This is a genomic window from Hyphomonas sp., assembly GCF_040882205.1.
Lineage (GTDB): Bacteria > Pseudomonadota > Alphaproteobacteria > Caulobacterales > Hyphomonadaceae > Hyphomonas.
The window spans coordinates 1-15,339 of record NZ_JBBEBT010000274.1; the positions used below are offsets into that span (position 1 = coordinate 1).

The window sequence follows — 15,339 nt, forward strand, 5'->3', positions numbered from 1 at the left end:
TTCATGCAGGGATTGATCTGGTGCCAATGCTGACGGACGCTGCCGGTCTCGCCGCCGCGGCGCGCGCGGCAGGTATCGAGACGGCGGAAGGCGCAACCTGGACCGACGTGTTCTCGGCCGTACTCGTCAACCTCGTCGAACCGAAACTCGGGCAGGGGCGGCTGACCTTCCTGCACCGATATCCCGTCAGCGAGGCGGCGTTGTCCCGTCCGGCTCCGGACGATCCGCGCTTCGCCGAGCGGTTCGAGCTTTATGCCTGCGGCGTGGAACTCGCGAATGGTTACCGGGAGCTGACGGACGCTGCCATCCTGCGCGCAAGGCAGGAACAGGAAATGGCGTTGAAGCAAAGCGTTTATGGCCAGCGCTATCCGCTGGATGAGGAATTCATCGCGGCAGTGGCCGCCATGCCGGAAGCCAGCGGCGTGGCGCTCGGCTTTGACCGGCTGGTGATGCTGGCGACCGGGGCGCGGGAGATTTCCGATGTCCTCTGGACGCCGGTTCCGCTAGAGGAGCGTCCATGACTGTTCCCACACTCCGCTCCGTCGCCGCGCTGAAAGCGGCCGGCCTAGTGTCCGACGCGCTTGCGCCAAAGCTCGCGGCGGTTGAGGCGGCGTATGCGATTGCTCTGCCGGAGCCGCTGGCACGGGCAATCAACCGGAGCAATCGGAACGATGCAATCAGCCGGCAATTTGTTCCGTCTCCGGAGGAATTGGACATCCGCGCCGGAGAATCCGGTGACCCGATCGGCGATGCCCGCCATTCGCCTGTGCCGGGGCTCGTGCACCGATATCCGGACCGTGTGCTGATCAAGGCGACCTCGACCTGCCCGGTCTATTGCCGCTTTTGCTTCCGGCGCGAAATGGTCGGTCCGGAGAAGGGCGAAGCGCTTACGAAGGCCGACCTTGAAGCGATCTTTGCTTATGTTTCCGCGCATCCGGAAATCTTTGAAGTCATACTCACCGGCGGCGACCCGCTGATGCTGTCGGCGGCCCGTGCGCGGGAGATCACGCAGCGCCTGGAAGCCTTCGTCCATGTGAAAGTGATCCGGTGGCATACGCGCATGCCGGTCACGCGGCCGGACCGGATCACGCCCGCCTATGGCGAGGCGCTTGCCAGCCGGAAAACGGCTGTATTCCTTGCCGTGCACGCCAACCATGCCAGTGAATTTACGGCGGACGCGATCGCAGCCTGCCGCCTTCTCGCGGGGAAGGGTATCGCACTCGTTTCGCAATCGGTTCTGCTGCGCGGCGTGAACGATACGGTCGAAGACCTGTCGGACCTGATGCGCGCCTTCCTCTCGGTCGGCATCAAGCCTTACTACCTGCACCAGCTGGATGCAGCGCCCGGCACTTCGCATTTCCGCGTGCCGGTCGAAGAAGGCCAGCGCCTCGTGCGGGCGCTGCGTGACACTCTCTCCGGCCTCGCAGTGCCCCATTATGTACTTGATATTCCCGGCGGTGTTTCGAAGGCATCGCTGGCGCTGTCTGACGTTGAGCAACGCGGGGACACATGGGCGGTGCGAGGCCGCGATGGAGGAATTTATCCGCTGATGGACTGATCCGGCTTCTGCCGCCCAGTCAGGATCAGGAGGGCCACAAGTCCGATGGATGTTGCCTGACTCGAAAAGAGTTCCAATAACACGGCAAACAGCCAGCTCGGCAAGGATGCGCGCTGCTCCGCTTGCAGCAGCATGTTGCCTGAGCCCTGGCCCAGCAGCTCTGCGTTTGCGTCCTCGATCCTGGTGATCAGGTCATCGCGGCGTTTGGCGAGGCCAACCTCGTTCTGCGCGTCGCGGTAGGGCTTCTGCTCGGTGCGCCCAACCCGCTCGACTTCGGCGAGATAGGATTCCAGTCCGTCTACGGAACGTGTCTCCGGCGGAATGCCGTCCAGCTGGCGCCGCCAGTCGGCGATTTGCGATTCGAGAACGTCGCGATTTGTTGCTGCGCTGGCCACTTCGGCTGCCGCATTTAGATTGTTGGAGCTGATATAGATTTCTGTGCCGAGGATCGAGGCCCCCGCGCCGATCAGTGCGAAGACGAGCGAGCGCAGGCTTTCCCACAAACGTTTGTTGGCGGCGTGCCAGTAGACGAAGGTGAAGCCGCCGAACGAAATGATGGCGGCGATGATCCCCGCCGTGCCCCACACTATCGACTGGAACGGGTCGACGAGCGTCGATGCGAAGGCCTGATAGTTCGCAAAGCCCGAGAGACCCGCTGCAAGAAGTCCCGCGACCACGAAGACCAGCGCGAGCAGCGCGATGATCGACTTCTCGCCCTGTCCCTTCCGGCGCGCCGTCCGCTCAGCGCGCACCTCGGTGAGCCGGATCTCCCGCTCTGCCCGGATTTCTTCGGGGGAGGGCAGTTTCTGTTCCGGCTGGAGTTGGTAGACCTTGGGCTGGCTTTTGAGGACAGCATTTTCAGTCCGAAGGGCAACCGAGAACGAAGGTTGCGCTTCTGGCTCCGTGGGGGCGGGGGATTGCGCCGGAACAAGCGCAAAGCTTCCCCGCCGGGATTCCAACGCTGCAATGAGCGACCGCAAGCTGCCGGTATCTCCTTTTCCGGAGCAGAAGTACGTGCGCTGCTGCCAGTTGAGTGTGAGGTATTCCCTGCCAGCCATGCATTCTGGGTGCAGCGGACAATATACGCGCGCTTCGGTTGTATCCTGACTGACTTCGTCGTGAATGCCGAGCAGCTCCGCAACCCGCTGCGTTTCTTTCAGGCGGCGTTCGTCACTCATCGCGGCTCCCGGCTCCGTGCTGGGCTTGCATAGCGTTCACGACAAGCCGCGTCACCATCCCCCGGTCCTGCCAACATTACACTTGCAGGAGATTACGCCTGGCGACGTTATTTCGCCTTTGACCGGGCCGCCGCAGGCATTAATCAGGTGTTAACACGCGCAGAGTGAGACTTATCCGCAATCTGGGAGCCGCCGGACGCGCCGGCGGGGGCAAAGAGGAAAGACCTGCAATGACACCGCGCTCGCTCGCGATACCAAAAAACTGGAAAACATTCGATTTCCCGAGCTTCTTCTCCGCCATATTCTATCCGGTTCTCGGCGTGGCACTGTTCATCACCATCGTTCTGCTTGGCATCTTCGTCAGCCAGCTTACGTTCCACTGGTGGTACCTCCCGCTGGCCCTGGGGGTCATCGTCTTCACCGTTTTCTGGTGCAACATGGGTATTGGCCCGCTGCACCGTATCCTGCAGCACCGGGCCGGCGTTCTCGCGCCGCCGGCGCAGGTGCTCGCCATGATTAACCTGATGATCGCCATGCAGGGCCGGGTGCGCGACTGGGTGAACTACCATTCGCAGCACCACCGCTTCGCCGACCAGCCGGGCGATCCCCACAATCCCTTCGAATCCAAGCGCTGGGCCTGGGTTGGCTGGATCCTGTTCCGCGACAAGAATGACATGGAACGCCCCATGCCGCTCTGGCTTAAAAAGCACCCGATCGTCGTCTGGATGGACCGTTTCTACAACGAGCTGAGCCTGATCATCCATTTCGCGATCCCGGCTATCATATACCTGATCGTCTGGGCCACCGGCGGCTCGCTGGTACTGACGGCCCTGCTGCATGCCAGCGTCATCATCGGCCGCGCGATCCAGTTTCATGCTACCGTCTACGGCATCAACGTTCTGGGCCATCTCAAGACGCCGGTCTGGGCCGACCACCTGATGGCGCTGTTGACCGGCGGCGAAGCCTTCCACGACCATCACCATGACGAGCCGCAAAGCGCGCTGCACCGCCCGCGCAAGGGCGTGTGGAACCGCATAGTGGATTACAACGGCACCGTCCTGCTCTTCCTCGAGAAGATCGGCTGGGTGCGCGACCTGAAGATCGCGCCGCGCTTCGCCTGATGCGGCCTTCGCAACTGCAGCACACAATTTTGTGAAGCGCCCTCTTTAACCGGGAGGGCGCTTTCCCATTTGCGTTGTCCGGGGCGTGGGGGCGCATCACGGAGGACTGCCGATGACCAGCACACACCCAGACGCCAATCCCACGGCGAAAACGCATGCATACATCCTCCTTGATCGGACAGGTTCGATGTCGAACATCTGGACCGAAGCGCTCGGTTCGGTGAACGCCTATGTCGAAGCGCTGACCAAACCTGCGAACGGCGCCGCGCATTCCGAGAGTGACAAGGTTACACTCGCGGTCTTTGACCACCATGACGGACTGAAGTTCGATCTGCTTCGCCGCAGCGTCACGGCTGCCAACTGGAACAAGGTGACGGACGAAGAGGCGAGCCCGCGCGGCATGACCCCGCTGTTTGACTCGATTGCCCGCATTGTGGCGCTGGCGGAAGGCGACGCGCCGCAGAGGGCGGTGATCGTCGTCATGACCGACGGCGAGGAAAATTCGTCCCGCGAAGTGAACAAGGACGGCGCGAAAGCGGCGCTCGACCGGGCCCGTGCCAAGGGCTGGGAAGTTGTCTTCCTTGGCGCCGAGTTCGGAAAGTTTGCAGACGCTGAAGCGGTCGGTGTCATCCGCTCCAAGGCAATGGCAGTCAGTGCCGGAAACCTGGACGCCTCGATGCGCAAGCTTGCATCCAAGAGCCGGAGCTACTTCGATCTCGCCGATTCGATGGAGTTCGACGCTCAGGACCGCAAGGAATCCGGCGAAGACGATGTGAAACGCCGCAAAGGCAGTTGATCCGTCCCCTGACGGGTGAAGTCTGAACGGTTGTTCAGAAAACGGAAGGGGCGCCTCTAAAAAGGCAGCCCTTTTCCTTTGCTTCGGCGGATTCGTGTCACAGACGCGCCGCAATCGGGGCGCAGCTTTCCCTCAACGAACAAGGGAAGGGAAGCAAATCATGAAACTGTTCACTTCGATTGCGGCTGCCGTTGCCGTTGTAGCGCTCAGCGCTGCCGCGGATGCCAAGGTCCTGCCGAAGCCGCCGAAGTCCGACACGGTCCAATCCTATATTCTGCTCGATCGGACCGGCTCGATGGCGGATATCTGGGACGAAGCACTGACCTCCGTGAACGCCTATGCCGACAGCTTCGCGGCCGATGCGCCGGGGGCTGAAATCGCGGGCGCCGACATCGACACCGCCGTTACGCTCGCGGTCTTCGACCATCAGGACGGCTTCCAGTTCAATGTGCTGCGCGACAAAGTCGATCCCTCCAGGTGGAGCAAGGTCACCAATGACGAAGCAAACCCTCGCGGCATGACCCCGCTCTATGACGCCATTGGCCGCATCATAAGCCGTGCAGAAGCCGACAATCCGCAGAAGGCGGTGATCGTCATCATGACGGATGGCTTGGAGAATTCCTCCACCGAACTCACCAACAAAGGCGCCAAGGCCGCCCTCGACCGGGCCCGTGCCAAGGGCTGGGAAGTCGTATTCCTCGGCGCCGAATTCGCCAGCTTCTCGGACGCTGAAGCGGTCGGCATGGCCTCCTCGAAAACTATGGCCGTCGGTCAGGGCCGGATGCAGGAGTCGATGGACAATCTCGCCCAGAAAGCCCGCGCCTATGGCAAGGGTGCAGCCTCGGCGGTCGAGTTCACCGCGCAAGACCGCGCAGCTGCTGACGAAGAAGGCGTGAAAGAGCGCAAAGGCCAGTAAGCTTTCGCCTCCCGATCGAAAATGCAGAGGCCCGCTCAAATTGAGCGGGCCATTTGTTTGGTCTGGCCTTCTGACTTCAGGGGAGGCGGCATGCCCAGATTAAAAGTCAGCGCAAAGCGTCTGTCCGGCTGGTTCACGCTCGCGCGGCCCTGCCTGTTTTATGGCGCGATCCTCGCCGCCGGGGCGCTGGCGCTCACCTGGCTCGATTACCTGCGTTTTGCGCGCACCTTTCCCGGCGAGTTCCAGCTGTTCTTCATCGCCGCCGGGTTCCTTGGCCTCGGTGTCTGGGCGGGGGCGCGGATGTTCGCGGGGCGCCGTGAGGCACCAGCCTTCGACGGCAATCGGGACGCGCAGCGCACCCTCCGCCTCAGCGCGCGGGAAATGGATGTGATCGCGCTGATTGCGGACGGGCTTTCCAACAAGGAGATCGCCGCCCGGCTGAACGTGTCTGCGAACACGGTGAAACTGCATGTCGCACGCATGCTTGAGAAGCTGGAAGTCAGCCGCCGCACGGCTGCGCTGGCACGGGCGCGGCAACTCGGCCTGCTGCCCTGAAATCCGCAAGCGTGCCTGAATTTACGGGTGATCTGGCGAAAAAGCACCCTTTCGGGCGATTGGGACCGAGCGCCGAAGCCGGAAGGTCTGCCAGGCAACCCGAAAAGGAGTTCCCCATGTTGCAACGCATCCTGATCAACGGCGTGACTGCCGGCTTGATCGCAGGTGTCCAGGTGATCGCCCTTACCCTCACGCTTGGGGAAGCGGGCCCAGCGGCGCCGTCGGCATGGCGATCGGCTACGCCGCGATGCTGGTCGCCCTCAGCGTCATTTTCCCCGCCATCAAGCACCGGCGTGATGCGGTGAATGGCGGCGCCATCAAGTTACTGCCGGCCTTCCTGATGGGTCTCGGCATCAGCGCCGTGGCAGGTGTCCTCTATGCGCTCGCCTCGGAAGTCTCGCTCGCCGTGAGCGGCATGGATTTCGGCGCGGTCTATGCCGAGCCTCTCGCCGAGGCCGCCAGGGCGGGCGGCGCCAGCGAGGCCGAGATCGCCGCTGAACTCGCCAAGGCAGAGGCATTTGCGAAAATGTACGCGAACCCGTTCCTGCGCATCACGATCACGTTCACCGAGATTCTCCCGGTGGGGATCATTGTTTCGCTGACCTCCGCGCTGGTGCTGCGCAACAGCCGCTTCCTGCCGGCGCGGGGCGTAGCCGCCTGGCGCGGCGCGCACAAAAGTGTGTGCGGTTGTGCGCGAAAGCGCCGGGACAATAAAACAAACGGAGCAAGCGCCCTGCTTCCAAATCAGGGCGCAAATACTCTAATCCTCAAATCCGAGGAATGCCGCGGCCTCGTCCACGGACTTGCGCCGCGACACGACCGCGTTCGCGGGGAAGCTGTCGTCCGGCCAGCCCACCGCGACGCAGGTCTGGATCACCTGGTCATCCGGAATGCCAGCTTCGGCGCGCACGACCGGGCTCTGCATGATGCCCTGCGAATTGATCACGCAGCCAAGCCCCCGGTTCCAGGCGGCGTTGACGAGGCAATTGACGACGCCGCCGCAGTCGAACGGTGCGATGTCGCTGCCCTGGATCGACTTGTCATAGGTGATCACGATGGAGACCGGTGCATCGAACTGGCGAAAGCCGCGCAAGATCCAGTCCATACGTTTTTCCTTGTTGTCGCGCTCGATACCCATGGCCTCGAACAGCTGGATGGCGACCTCTATCTGCCGCTTGCGGTGGTCGCCGGTATAGTCCGGGCCCAGCCGGAATTCGCGGCTGTGCGGCACGCCGGCAAGGTTGCGTTCCACATTGCCCGCGCGGATGCGGTCGAGCACATCGCCGGTAACCACATAGAAGTTCCAGGGCTGCGTGTTGAGCGAAGTCGGCGCCCGCATCGCGATCTCGAGGATTTCCCGGATCAGCGCTTTTGGTACAGGTTTCTTCTGGTAGCCCCGAATGCTGCGGCGGCCCCGCACAACGTCATCGAATTCCACATCATACTCCTGTCGCGGTCTGGGCCCTGTTCTAGCGCGCCGATTGGCCTGTGCACCCCCTCCCGCTGGGTCAGGCTTGGCAAGCGCAGGCGATCCGGCAAATACGGTTCAGGCTTGAAGGCAAAGGGCAGGGCGCATGCGGTATTTCGAGGACATGGTGGTTGGTACGCGCACGCGTTCCTCGCGCACCTACAAGGTGACCCGCGAAGAGGTGATCGAGTTTGCCTTGAAGTATGATCCCCAGCCCTTCCATCTCGATGACGAGGCCGCCAAGAACACCTTCTTCGGCCGGCTCTCAGCCTCCGGCTGGCACACCGGCGCCATGGCGATGCGCATGATGGTCGACACATGGAGGGACGGCGAACCAACCGCCGGGCTTGGTTCGCCGGGCCTCGATGAACTCAGGTGGGTGAAACCCGTTTATCCGGGGGATGAATTGTCCGTGGAGGTCGAGCTGATCGAAAAGCGCCGGTCAAAATCACGCCCGGAAATGGGCCTCACGAAATCCCGCCAGACTGTGTTCAACCAGCACGGCGAAGTGGTCATGACGATGATCGGCAACGGCCTGATCCGCGTCCGCGATCCGTCTCAGCCGATTGAGTAGAAAAAAGAAAAAGCCCGCTCCGGAGAGCGGGCTTCACTGACTTTTGTGAGGAGAGCCCCACGACCAAGGCGAAGGCGCAGCCGCCCCGCCCTCAGGCGGCAACAGCTGCGAGCAATCAAATCAGCGCGGCGCCATGCGGATTGCGCCGTCGAGGCGGACGTCTTCGCCGTTGAAGTATGCGTTGCGGCACATTTCGACAGCCAGCGAGGCATATTCTTCCGGATTGCCGAGGCGGGCCGGATGCGGGACCTGCGCGCCAAGCGCGGCTTTCACTGGCTCCGGCGCAGCGGCCAGCAGCGGCGTGTTGAAAATGCCCGGCAGGATCGTGTTGACGCGGATGAAGTCGCGGCTCAGGTCGCGCGCGATCGGCAGGGTCATGCCGACAACCCCGCCTTTGGAGGCTGAGTAGGCGGCTTGGCCGATCTGGCCGTCTTCAGCAGCCACCGAAGCGGTGTTGACGATGGCGCCGCGCTCGCCGTCGATCGGGTCGAGCGTCAGCATGCCGGCGGCCGATTTCGCGATGCAGCGGAAGGTGCCGACGAGGTTGATCTGGATGATCAGATTGAACTTATCGAGCGGGAAGTGTTCCGGCTGGCCGGTTTCCTTGTTGCGGCTGGCCGTCTTGATGGCATTGCCTGTGCCGGCGCAGTTGATCAGGATGCGCTCCTGGCCGATGGCAGCGCGCGATTTGGCAAAGCCGGCATCGACCGAGGCTTCGTCGGTGACGTTGACGTTGCAGAAGACGCCGCCGAGTTCCTTGGCGAGGGCTTCGCCTTTTTCGGCGTTCAGGTCGAACAGCGCGACTTTCACGCCATAGGAAGCCAGTTTGCGGGCCGTTGCAGCCCCGAGGCCCGAGGCGCCGCCGGTAATGACGGCGGAAATGTTCGAATTCAGTTCCATGGGCGCTGCCCTCCTTGATGTGAATTGGCCCATCTGAGGACCTTGCTTTCGGCGATGACCGCAGTGAACTATAATACCCTTAGGAGAGCGCAATGTCTGACGCAGCGGAAATCATCAACACGGTGAAAGGCGAGGGCGGGGTCTACCTGCCCAAGTCGATCCAGCGCAATGAACGCACGGCGCGGGGCCTCATTCCGAAGCTGCTGCGGATTGCAGGTCATATCCCGTTCGCCGACGATCTGGCGAGCGCCTATTACTGTGCCCGCGACCCGTTGACGCCGGTGAAGGCTAAGGCGGTGCTGTTTGCGGCTGTGGCCTATTTTGTCATGCCAGTTGACATGCTGCCCGATGTGATCGCCGGGCTTGGCTTCACCGATGACGCAACCGTGCTGGCAACCGCCCTCAGCGTGGTTGGGGCGCATGTGAAAGAACGCCACCGCGGGATGGCCCGCCGCCTCCTGCGCCTGCCGGAGCCGCTGGGAGGTGCCACCTGAGCGCGCAGGTCCTCTGGGCAGCGCTCGGAACAGCCAGCCTCGCCGCGCTGGCCTATGGATTAATTTACAGCTGGCGCGGCGACGGCCCCGCACGAACCCTGCTGAAGGTCTCCGGTGTCGTGATCCTCGCCGGTATTGCCTATGCGGCTGGCGGCTCCTGGCTTCTCTGGGCCGCGCTCCTCGCCTCGGCGGTCGGTGACGCCTTCCTCGCCGGGAAGCCCGAACGCTGGCTGCTGCCGGGCATGGGCGCTTTCTTCCTCGCGCATGTCTTCTATGTGGTTCTTCTCTGGCAGGTCGGGCAGGGCGGCGATGCCTGGAGCTTGCTGGTGAAGATCGGACAGGCCGCGCTCGTGTTCGGCGGCGCTTTCTACATCCGCTGGCTGGTGCCCTGGGTCGGCAAGCCGATGCGCGTGCCGGTCATCCTCTATGGTGCGGTCATCCTGATGATGGGCGCTGCGGCTCTCGCGCTGCCGGGCGAACAGCGCCTGGTGACGGTTGGTGCACTGATGTTCATCGCGTCAGACTCTATCCTCGCCCACCAGCTGTTCTGCCGGCCAGCCGGAGCACCGTCAAACAAACCGGCATCCTACGCGGTCTGGTTCCTGTACTTTTTCGGGCAGGCGGCGATCACACTCGGACTGATCGGGGTGCCTTCCTAAAAGGGCTTGTCGCCATTCACCGTGGCGCGGCGCATATGCCGCCGGTGGCCCGGATAATCGTTCAGCGCATAGTGCCATGTGCAACGATTGTCCCACATCGTCACGTCGCCCGCCTGCCAGCGCACCCGGCAGGTGAGGCGTTCTTCGCGCGAATGGTGGAACAGGTAGTCCAGCAGCGGCTTGCTGTCCCGCGTCGACCAGCCGGAAAAGCGCAGCGTGAAGGCGGGGTTCACATACAGGCCCTTGCGGCCGGTTTCCGGATGGGTGCGCACCACGGGATGTTCGTATTCCGGCGCTGTCTCGACCATCGACGTGTCCATCGACTTGCGCGACATCGCAGACGTTCCGTGTACGCCGTACTCACGGCTTGCCGAGTGCACGGCTTTAAGGCCCGCTAGTGTTTCCTTGAGGCCTGTTGACAGCGCATCATACGCAGCCTGCTGGTCGGCAAACAGAGTATCCCCGCCGTAGGGCGGCATCTCGATGGCGTGCAGGATAGAGCCGAGGGCAGGGGTCTCCTCGAAGCTCATGTCTGTGTGCCAGCCGCCTCCGAAATTCACCTTGTCCTCCTTCTCCTTGACGATCTCGAGGAGTTCCGGATGATCCTTCATCCCCTTCACATAGGGGTGAATGTTTAGCGTGCCGAAGCGGCGGGCGAAGGCCTTGTGCTGTTCTGGCTGCAGGCTCTTCTGACCCCTCATTACGATCACCTTGTGATCGAGGAAGGCCTGGTGCACCCGGTCAAACTCGGCATTCGACAGGCCGGACTGCAGGTCCAGACCGAAGATTTCAGCGCCCAGCGTGCCGGACAGGGGGATGATTTCGAGGCTCATGCGCCCAATCAACCACCGGTTCGCCAAAGGCGCAAGAAATCCCTCGATTGAGAGAAACTGCAGGCTCAGTCCCGCTGGCCTCCGGAAAATCCCACTGGTGGAGGCCCGCGAAATATGCGAATGCAGCCGCGGGCCAGGCGCCCCCAACGGCGCCCAGCCTATCTGTGAGGATAGGAGTAAAACAGATGACGATGACCACCGCAAAGCCGGTCGTGCGCCCGGCGTGCCCGCATTTTTCCTCGGGCCCCACCGCAAAATATCCCGATTTCGCCCTGCAGAACCTGGTGACCGCCGCCCTCGGCCGGTCGCACCGCTCGGGTGATGCCAAGAAGAAACTCAAAGCTGCAATTGATCGTACCAAGCTGATCCTCGGCCTGCCGGAAGGCTACCGGGTTGCCATCGTGCCTGCTTCCGACACCGGCGCGGTCGAGATGTGCATGTGGTCGATGCTCGGCGCCAAGCCGGTCGATGTGTTCGCCTGGGAAAGCTTCGGCTCCGACTGGGTCACGGACGCGACCAAGCAGCTCAAGCTCGCCGATTGCAAGACCTATGTCGCCGACTACGGCGCCCTGCCGGACTTCTCGAAAGCCCGTGACGATGCCGACATCATCTTCACCTGGAACGGCACCACTTCGGGCGTGCGCGTGAAGAATGCCGACTGGATCAAGCCGAACCCCGACCGTGTCGTGATCTGCGATGCAACGTCCGCCGCCTTCAGCCAGGACATCGAGTGGGAAAAGCTCGATGTGGTCACTTATAGCTGGCAGAAATGCCTTGGCGGCGAAGCGGCCCACGGCATGCTCATCCTCTCGCCCAACGCCGTGAAGCGCCTCGAAAGCTATACGCCGGACCGCCCGCTGCCGAAGCTCTTCCGCATGACCAAGGGCGGCAAGCTCGACGAGGAACTCTTCGAAGGCGCCACTATCAACACGCCGTCCATGCTTTGCGTCGAAGACTACCTGCAGGCGCTCGACTGGGTCGAGCGGCTCGGCGGCTGGAAGAGGCTGAAAGAGCGCTCGGACGACAGCCTCCGTACCCTGACGGATTGGGAAGGCAAGACCGACTGGGTCCAGTTCCTCTGTGCGGACAGGTCGGTGCGCTCGAACACCGGCGTCACCTTCAGGATCGTCGACCCGCGCGTCACCGCGCTCGATGAAGCCGGCCAGCGCGACTTCATCAAAAAAATGATCAAGCGCCTCGAGTCCGAGAACGCCTGCTATGACGCCGCCGGCTATGCCAAGGCCCCTCCCGGCCTGCGCATATGGTGCGGCGGCTCGGTGGAGCCTTCGGATGTCTCGAAACTTCTCCCCTGGCTCGACTGGGCCTTCGAGGAAGAAGCGGCGAAACTTTCGTAGAGATATGTCATCCCGGCCAGCGGCCAAAGGCGGCGTGAGCCGGGACCTTCTCTCTGTACAATCCTGAACAAGGTCCCGGCTCTCCGCTACGCTACGGCCGGGATGACACTCCCAAGGAAACTGAAATGCCTAAAGTCCTCATCGGAGATACGCTCTCCCCCGCCGCCGTCGAAATCTTCAAGGCGCGCGGCATCGAAACCGACATCAAGGTTGGTCTGTCCAAGGAAGACCTGATCAAGATCATTCCGCAATATGACGGCCTTGCCGTGCGCTCAGCCTGCAAGCCGGACGCCGACGTGATCGCCGCCGCGACCAATCTCAAGGTCATCGGCCGCGCCGGTATCGGCGTCGACAATATCGACATCAAGGCCGCAACCGCCAAGGGCGTCGTCGTAATGAACACACCCTTCGGCAATGCCATCACCACGGCCGAGCACGCCATCGCGATGATGTTTGCCGCCGCCCGCCAGATCCCGGCAGCCAATAATGATACGCAGGCCGGCAAGTGGCCGAAGTCCGGCTATATGGGTCTCGAAGTGTCGTACAAGACGCTCGGCCTCATCGGCTGCGGCAATATCGGCAGCCGCGTCGCAGAGCGCGCCATCGGGCTCAAGATGCGCGTCGTCTCGTATGACCCTTTCCTGACTGAAGAACGGGCTGTTGAGCTTGGCGTTGAGAAAGTCGAGTTGGACGAACTTCTGAAGCGGGCCGATGTGATTACGCTGCATGTTCCGCTTACGGAGCAAACGAAAAACGTGCTGTCGCGCGAGGCTCTTGAGAAAACCAAAAAGGGCGTGATCCTCGTCAACTGCGCGCGCGGCGGTCTCGTCGATGAAGCGGCTGTGCGCGACCTCCTGGAAAGCGGCCACCTTGCCGGTGCGGCGTTTGACGTGTTCGCGGTCGAGCCCGCAAAGGAAAATGTCCTCTTCGGCGCGAAGAACTTTGTCGCCACGCCCCACCTTGGCGCCGCCACGGTCGAGGCTCAGGAGAACGTTGCCCTGCAGGTTGCCGAGCAGATGGCGGACTATATCCTGACTGGCGCCGTCACCAACGCGCTGAACATGCCCTCTGTCACCGCCGAGGAAGCGCCGCGCCTGAAGCCCTTTGCGGCGCTTGCCGAGAAACTCGGCAGCTTTGCCGGGCAAATCTCCGATTACGGATATGACGAAGTCGTCATCGAGTATGAGGGCGAAGTCTCTGACCTCAACCGCAAGCCGGTCACCGCCGCCTTGCTCGCGGGCCTCCTTCGAGCCTCGCGCGGCGATGTGAACATGGTCTCCGCCCCGGCTGTGCTCGCAGAGGCCGGGATCAAGCTGACCGAGACCAAGACCGAGACGAGCCCGGTCTATGATAGTCTCATTCGCATCAAGGTGAAAACCAAGGCAACGAAGAATTCGCCCGAAGGCGGCTGGCGAACGCTCGCCGGCGCGCTGATCGGCGGCAAGCCGCGCATCGTCGAAGTGAAAGGCATGGCGCTGGAGGGCGATTTTTCACCGGTCACGCTCTACGTCAACAATATCGACAAGCCGGGCTTCATCGGCGCGCTCGGCCAGATGCTGGGCGAAGCCAAGGTCAACATCGCCACCTTCCACCTCGGCCGCCAGGCCGCTGGCGGCGAAGCCATCGCCCTCATCGGCATCGACTCCCTGCCACCGGCTTCGGTCATCGAAAAACTCGATGCCCTGCCGCAGGTTCGTTATGTGAAAGTGCTGAGCTTCTAACAGCGCCTGGACCGTCCATACACGGACGGTATAGATGATATGCCTCAGGGGCGGGCTGATCATCCGGTCACCCGCCCCATCTGTTGGCGATTAACAGAGAAGGGGCCCATCATGGCCATAATCGCGATCGTCTATCGTTCTGGCTAAGGCCACACGGCCAAGGTTGCCGAGTATGTCCGCAAGGGCGACGCCTGCGCGCGCGCCTCTGAAGTACGCCTTTACAAGGCAGAGGAACTCGCCGCGCCTGATCAGGGACCGCGGGATGAACTTGCCAGGGCTGACGCCATCATTTTCGGCGCGCCGACCTATATGAGCTCGGTCTCGGGCGTAATGAAAACCTTCATTGATGCCACCTCGAAAGCCTCGTTCAGCCCGGCCTTGGCCAGCAAGATCGCCGCCGGCTTAACCGTCTCAGGCTCGCTTTCGGGCGACAAGACCGGCGCACCGCAACAGCTGGCAACCCTCGCGGCACAGCAGGGCATGGTCTGGGTCGGTAACGACATTCCGAGCGGCTACAATTCGTCGAAGAGTGACTTCGCAACGGCACATAACCGCGCGGGTCATTTCCTCGGCCTCGCCGTGCAGGCCCTGACGGACTTGCCCGCCGAACAGACGCCTGACCGCTTCGAGCTTGAAACCGCCGAGCTGTTCGGAAAGCGTGTCGCCGAAGCCACCCTCCGCTGGGCCCGCGTTCCGGCGCAGCTTGAACTGGCTTGACGAATGGGGCGCATGGGCGCGATGCCTCATAGCTTGTTGTGATGAAGGAGCGTCCATGCGCCGTGTCGCTTTCTCCCTCGCGCTCGCCGTGCTCCCGGCCGCGACCGCTTCTGCCCAGTTGGTGGAGGAAGTTCGCCTCGGCCTGACGACGCACAACGTTTGCGTGACCGACTGCGACAATGCCGGAAAGGAAGACGGTCCCGACCTCAACGGCGAGGCGGTGTTTGCTTCGCCGGAGCTGTTCAACCTGATCGGCAGCCCGCGCCCTTATGTCATCGCCAGTGTCAACACCGCCGGGGATACCAGCTATGGCGGCGCCGGCCTGCAATGGCGCTGGGGCTTCGCCGAAGGATGGGCCTTCGAGCCAGGTGTCGGATACGTCATCCACGACGGTGAGCTGGATTTTCGCTTTCCGCAGGGCGATCCCCGCAATGATCCTATTTCCCGGAGCAAAGTTTATTTCGGCTCGCGCGATCTGTTCCGCACCAGTCTGG

The 15,339-nt window shown here is 62.5% G+C and carries 16 protein-coding genes and 2 pseudogenes; 14 read left to right on the top strand and 4 right to left on the bottom strand.

Features of this window, described 5'->3' with window-relative positions:
- Positions 1 to 521, top strand: a 521-nt coding sequence (locus tag WEA77_RS11680) for an amino acid--tRNA ligase-related protein (protein WP_368068061.1), incomplete at its 5' end; no start/stop codon positions are given.
- Positions 518 to 1,558 carry a lysine-2,3-aminomutase-like protein gene (locus tag WEA77_RS11685; protein ID WP_368068062.1) on the top strand — a complete coding sequence of 347 codons (1,041 nt, stop codon included), beginning with the start codon at positions 518 to 520 and terminating at the stop codon, positions 1,556 to 1,558. The genes WEA77_RS11680 and WEA77_RS11685, both read left to right, overlap by 4 nt.
- Here WEA77_RS11685 and WEA77_RS11690 read toward each other — a convergent pair.
- Complete coding sequence (locus tag WEA77_RS11690) at positions 1,540 to 2,736, bottom strand: hypothetical protein (RefSeq protein ID WP_368068063.1); 1,197 nt, start codon at positions 2,734 to 2,736, stop codon at positions 1,540 to 1,542. The genes WEA77_RS11685 and WEA77_RS11690 overlap by 19 nt on opposite strands.
- A 230-nt stretch (positions 2,737 to 2,966) precedes the next feature.
- On the opposite strand from WEA77_RS11690, the gene WEA77_RS11695 reads away from it, so the two are divergent.
- From WEA77_RS11695 to WEA77_RS11715, 5 genes and pseudogenes are all read left to right on the top strand, one after another.
- Positions 2,967 to 3,857: an acyl-CoA desaturase gene (locus WEA77_RS11695; protein ID WP_368068064.1), complete on the top strand. Its 891-nt coding sequence runs from the start codon at positions 2,967 to 2,969 to the stop codon at positions 3,855 to 3,857.
- A 112-nt stretch (positions 3,858 to 3,969) separates the two neighbouring features.
- Positions 3,970 to 4,653 carry a VWA domain-containing protein gene (locus WEA77_RS11700; protein WP_368068065.1) on the top strand — a complete coding sequence of 228 codons (684 nt, stop codon included), beginning with the start codon at positions 3,970 to 3,972 and terminating at the stop codon, positions 4,651 to 4,653.
- A gap of 160 nt (positions 4,654 to 4,813) precedes the next feature.
- Positions 4,814 to 5,569 carry a VWA domain-containing protein gene (locus tag WEA77_RS11705; RefSeq protein ID WP_368068066.1) on the top strand — a complete coding sequence of 252 codons (756 nt, stop codon included), beginning with the start codon at positions 4,814 to 4,816 and terminating at the stop codon, positions 5,567 to 5,569.
- Between the two features lie 90 nt (positions 5,570 to 5,659).
- A complete protein-coding gene (locus WEA77_RS11710) occupies positions 5,660 to 6,124 on the top strand; it encodes a LuxR C-terminal-related transcriptional regulator (protein ID WP_368068067.1) in 465 nt (154 codons plus the stop codon).
- 247 nt (positions 6,125 to 6,371) lie between these two features.
- Positions 6,372 to 6,689, top strand: a pseudogene (locus tag WEA77_RS11715) (DUF4199 domain-containing protein); the annotation flags it as partial.
- Between the two features lie 195 nt (positions 6,690 to 6,884).
- Here the strand turns inward: WEA77_RS11715 and WEA77_RS11720 are convergent.
- Positions 6,885 to 7,562: a nitroreductase gene (locus tag WEA77_RS11720; RefSeq protein ID WP_368068068.1), complete on the bottom strand. Its 678-nt coding sequence runs from the start codon at positions 7,560 to 7,562 to the stop codon at positions 6,885 to 6,887.
- Between the two features lie 136 nt (positions 7,563 to 7,698).
- Here WEA77_RS11720 and WEA77_RS11725 point away from each other — a divergent pair, with 136 nt between their 5' ends.
- A complete protein-coding gene (locus tag WEA77_RS11725; protein WP_368068069.1) occupies positions 7,699 to 8,166 on the top strand; it encodes a MaoC family dehydratase in 468 nt (155 codons plus the stop codon).
- Between the two features lie 120 nt (positions 8,167 to 8,286).
- Here WEA77_RS11725 and WEA77_RS11730 read toward each other — a convergent pair whose 3' ends face one another.
- A complete protein-coding gene (locus WEA77_RS11730; protein WP_291199607.1) occupies positions 8,287 to 9,066 on the bottom strand; it encodes an SDR family NAD(P)-dependent oxidoreductase in 780 nt (259 codons plus the stop codon).
- A gap of 92 nt (positions 9,067 to 9,158) precedes the next feature.
- Between WEA77_RS11730 and WEA77_RS11735 the strand changes: the two genes are divergently transcribed.
- Positions 9,159 to 9,560 (top strand): YkvA family protein, encoded by a 402-nt coding sequence (locus tag WEA77_RS11735; RefSeq protein ID WP_368068071.1) that lies wholly within the window; start codon positions 9,159 to 9,161, stop codon positions 9,558 to 9,560.
- A gap of 101 nt (positions 9,561 to 9,661) precedes the next feature.
- Positions 9,662 to 10,219, top strand: a complete 558-nt coding sequence (locus WEA77_RS11740) for a lysoplasmalogenase family protein (protein WP_368068076.1) — start codon at positions 9,662 to 9,664, stop codon at positions 10,217 to 10,219.
- Here WEA77_RS11740 and WEA77_RS11745 read toward each other — a convergent pair.
- The gene (locus WEA77_RS11745) at positions 10,216 to 11,052 is read right to left on the bottom strand and encodes a TauD/TfdA dioxygenase family protein (RefSeq protein ID WP_368068072.1); all 837 of its coding nucleotides are present in this window, start codon (positions 11,050 to 11,052) and stop codon (positions 10,216 to 10,218) included. The two genes, WEA77_RS11740 and WEA77_RS11745, sit on opposite strands and share 4 nt — an antisense overlap.
- A gap of 191 nt (positions 11,053 to 11,243) precedes the next feature.
- On the opposite strand from WEA77_RS11745, the gene WEA77_RS11750 reads away from it, so the two are divergent.
- From WEA77_RS11750 to WEA77_RS11765, 4 genes and pseudogenes are all read left to right on the top strand, one after another.
- Complete coding sequence (locus WEA77_RS11750; protein ID WP_368068077.1) at positions 11,244 to 12,407, top strand: phosphoserine transaminase; 1,164 nt, start codon at positions 11,244 to 11,246, stop codon at positions 12,405 to 12,407.
- A 125-nt stretch (positions 12,408 to 12,532) separates the two neighbouring features.
- The gene (gene serA / locus WEA77_RS11755) at positions 12,533 to 14,128 is read left to right on the top strand and encodes a phosphoglycerate dehydrogenase (RefSeq protein WP_368068073.1); all 1,596 of its coding nucleotides are present in this window, start codon (positions 12,533 to 12,535) and stop codon (positions 14,126 to 14,128) included.
- A 252-nt stretch (positions 14,129 to 14,380) separates the two neighbouring features.
- Positions 14,381 to 14,845: pseudogene (locus WEA77_RS11760) on the top strand (flavodoxin family protein); the annotation flags it as partial.
- Positions 14,846 to 14,900: 55 nt separating this feature from the next.
- The coding region (locus WEA77_RS11765; protein ID WP_368068074.1) for a hypothetical protein at positions 14,901 to 15,339 on the top strand (439 nt) is incomplete at its 3' end.

What these genes read in the sequence shown, in the direction of transcription:
- WEA77_RS11690 (WP_368068063.1), bottom strand. Translation starts at nt 2,736, where the DNA reads ATGAGTGACGAACGCCGCCTGAAAGAAACGCAGCGGGTTGCGGAGCTG.
- WEA77_RS11725 (WP_368068069.1), top strand. Translation starts at nt 7,699, where the DNA reads ATGCGGTATTTCGAGGACATGGTGGTTGGTACGCGCACGCGTTCCTCG.
- WEA77_RS11710 (WP_368068067.1), top strand. Translation starts at nt 5,660, where the DNA reads ATGCCCAGATTAAAAGTCAGCGCAAAGCGTCTGTCCGGCTGGTTCACG.
- WEA77_RS11695 (WP_368068064.1), top strand. Translation starts at nt 2,967, where the DNA reads ATGACACCGCGCTCGCTCGCGATACCAAAAAACTGGAAAACATTCGAT.
- WEA77_RS11730 (WP_291199607.1), bottom strand. Translation starts at nt 9,066, where the DNA reads ATGGAACTGAATTCGAACATTTCCGCCGTCATTACCGGCGGCGCCTCG.
- WEA77_RS11700 (WP_368068065.1), top strand. Translation starts at nt 3,970, where the DNA reads ATGACCAGCACACACCCAGACGCCAATCCCACGGCGAAAACGCATGCA.
- serA (WP_368068073.1), top strand. Translation starts at nt 12,533, where the DNA reads ATGCCTAAAGTCCTCATCGGAGATACGCTCTCCCCCGCCGCCGTCGAA.
- WEA77_RS11745 (WP_368068072.1), bottom strand. Translation starts at nt 11,052, where the DNA reads ATGAGCCTCGAAATCATCCCCCTGTCCGGCACGCTGGGCGCTGAAATC.
- WEA77_RS11705 (WP_368068066.1), top strand. Translation starts at nt 4,814, where the DNA reads ATGAAACTGTTCACTTCGATTGCGGCTGCCGTTGCCGTTGTAGCGCTC.
- WEA77_RS11685 (WP_368068062.1), top strand. Translation starts at nt 518, where the DNA reads ATGACTGTTCCCACACTCCGCTCCGTCGCCGCGCTGAAAGCGGCCGGC.
- WEA77_RS11750 (WP_368068077.1), top strand. Translation starts at nt 11,244, where the DNA reads ATGACCACCGCAAAGCCGGTCGTGCGCCCGGCGTGCCCGCATTTTTCC.
- WEA77_RS11735 (WP_368068071.1), top strand. Translation starts at nt 9,159, where the DNA reads ATGTCTGACGCAGCGGAAATCATCAACACGGTGAAAGGCGAGGGCGGG.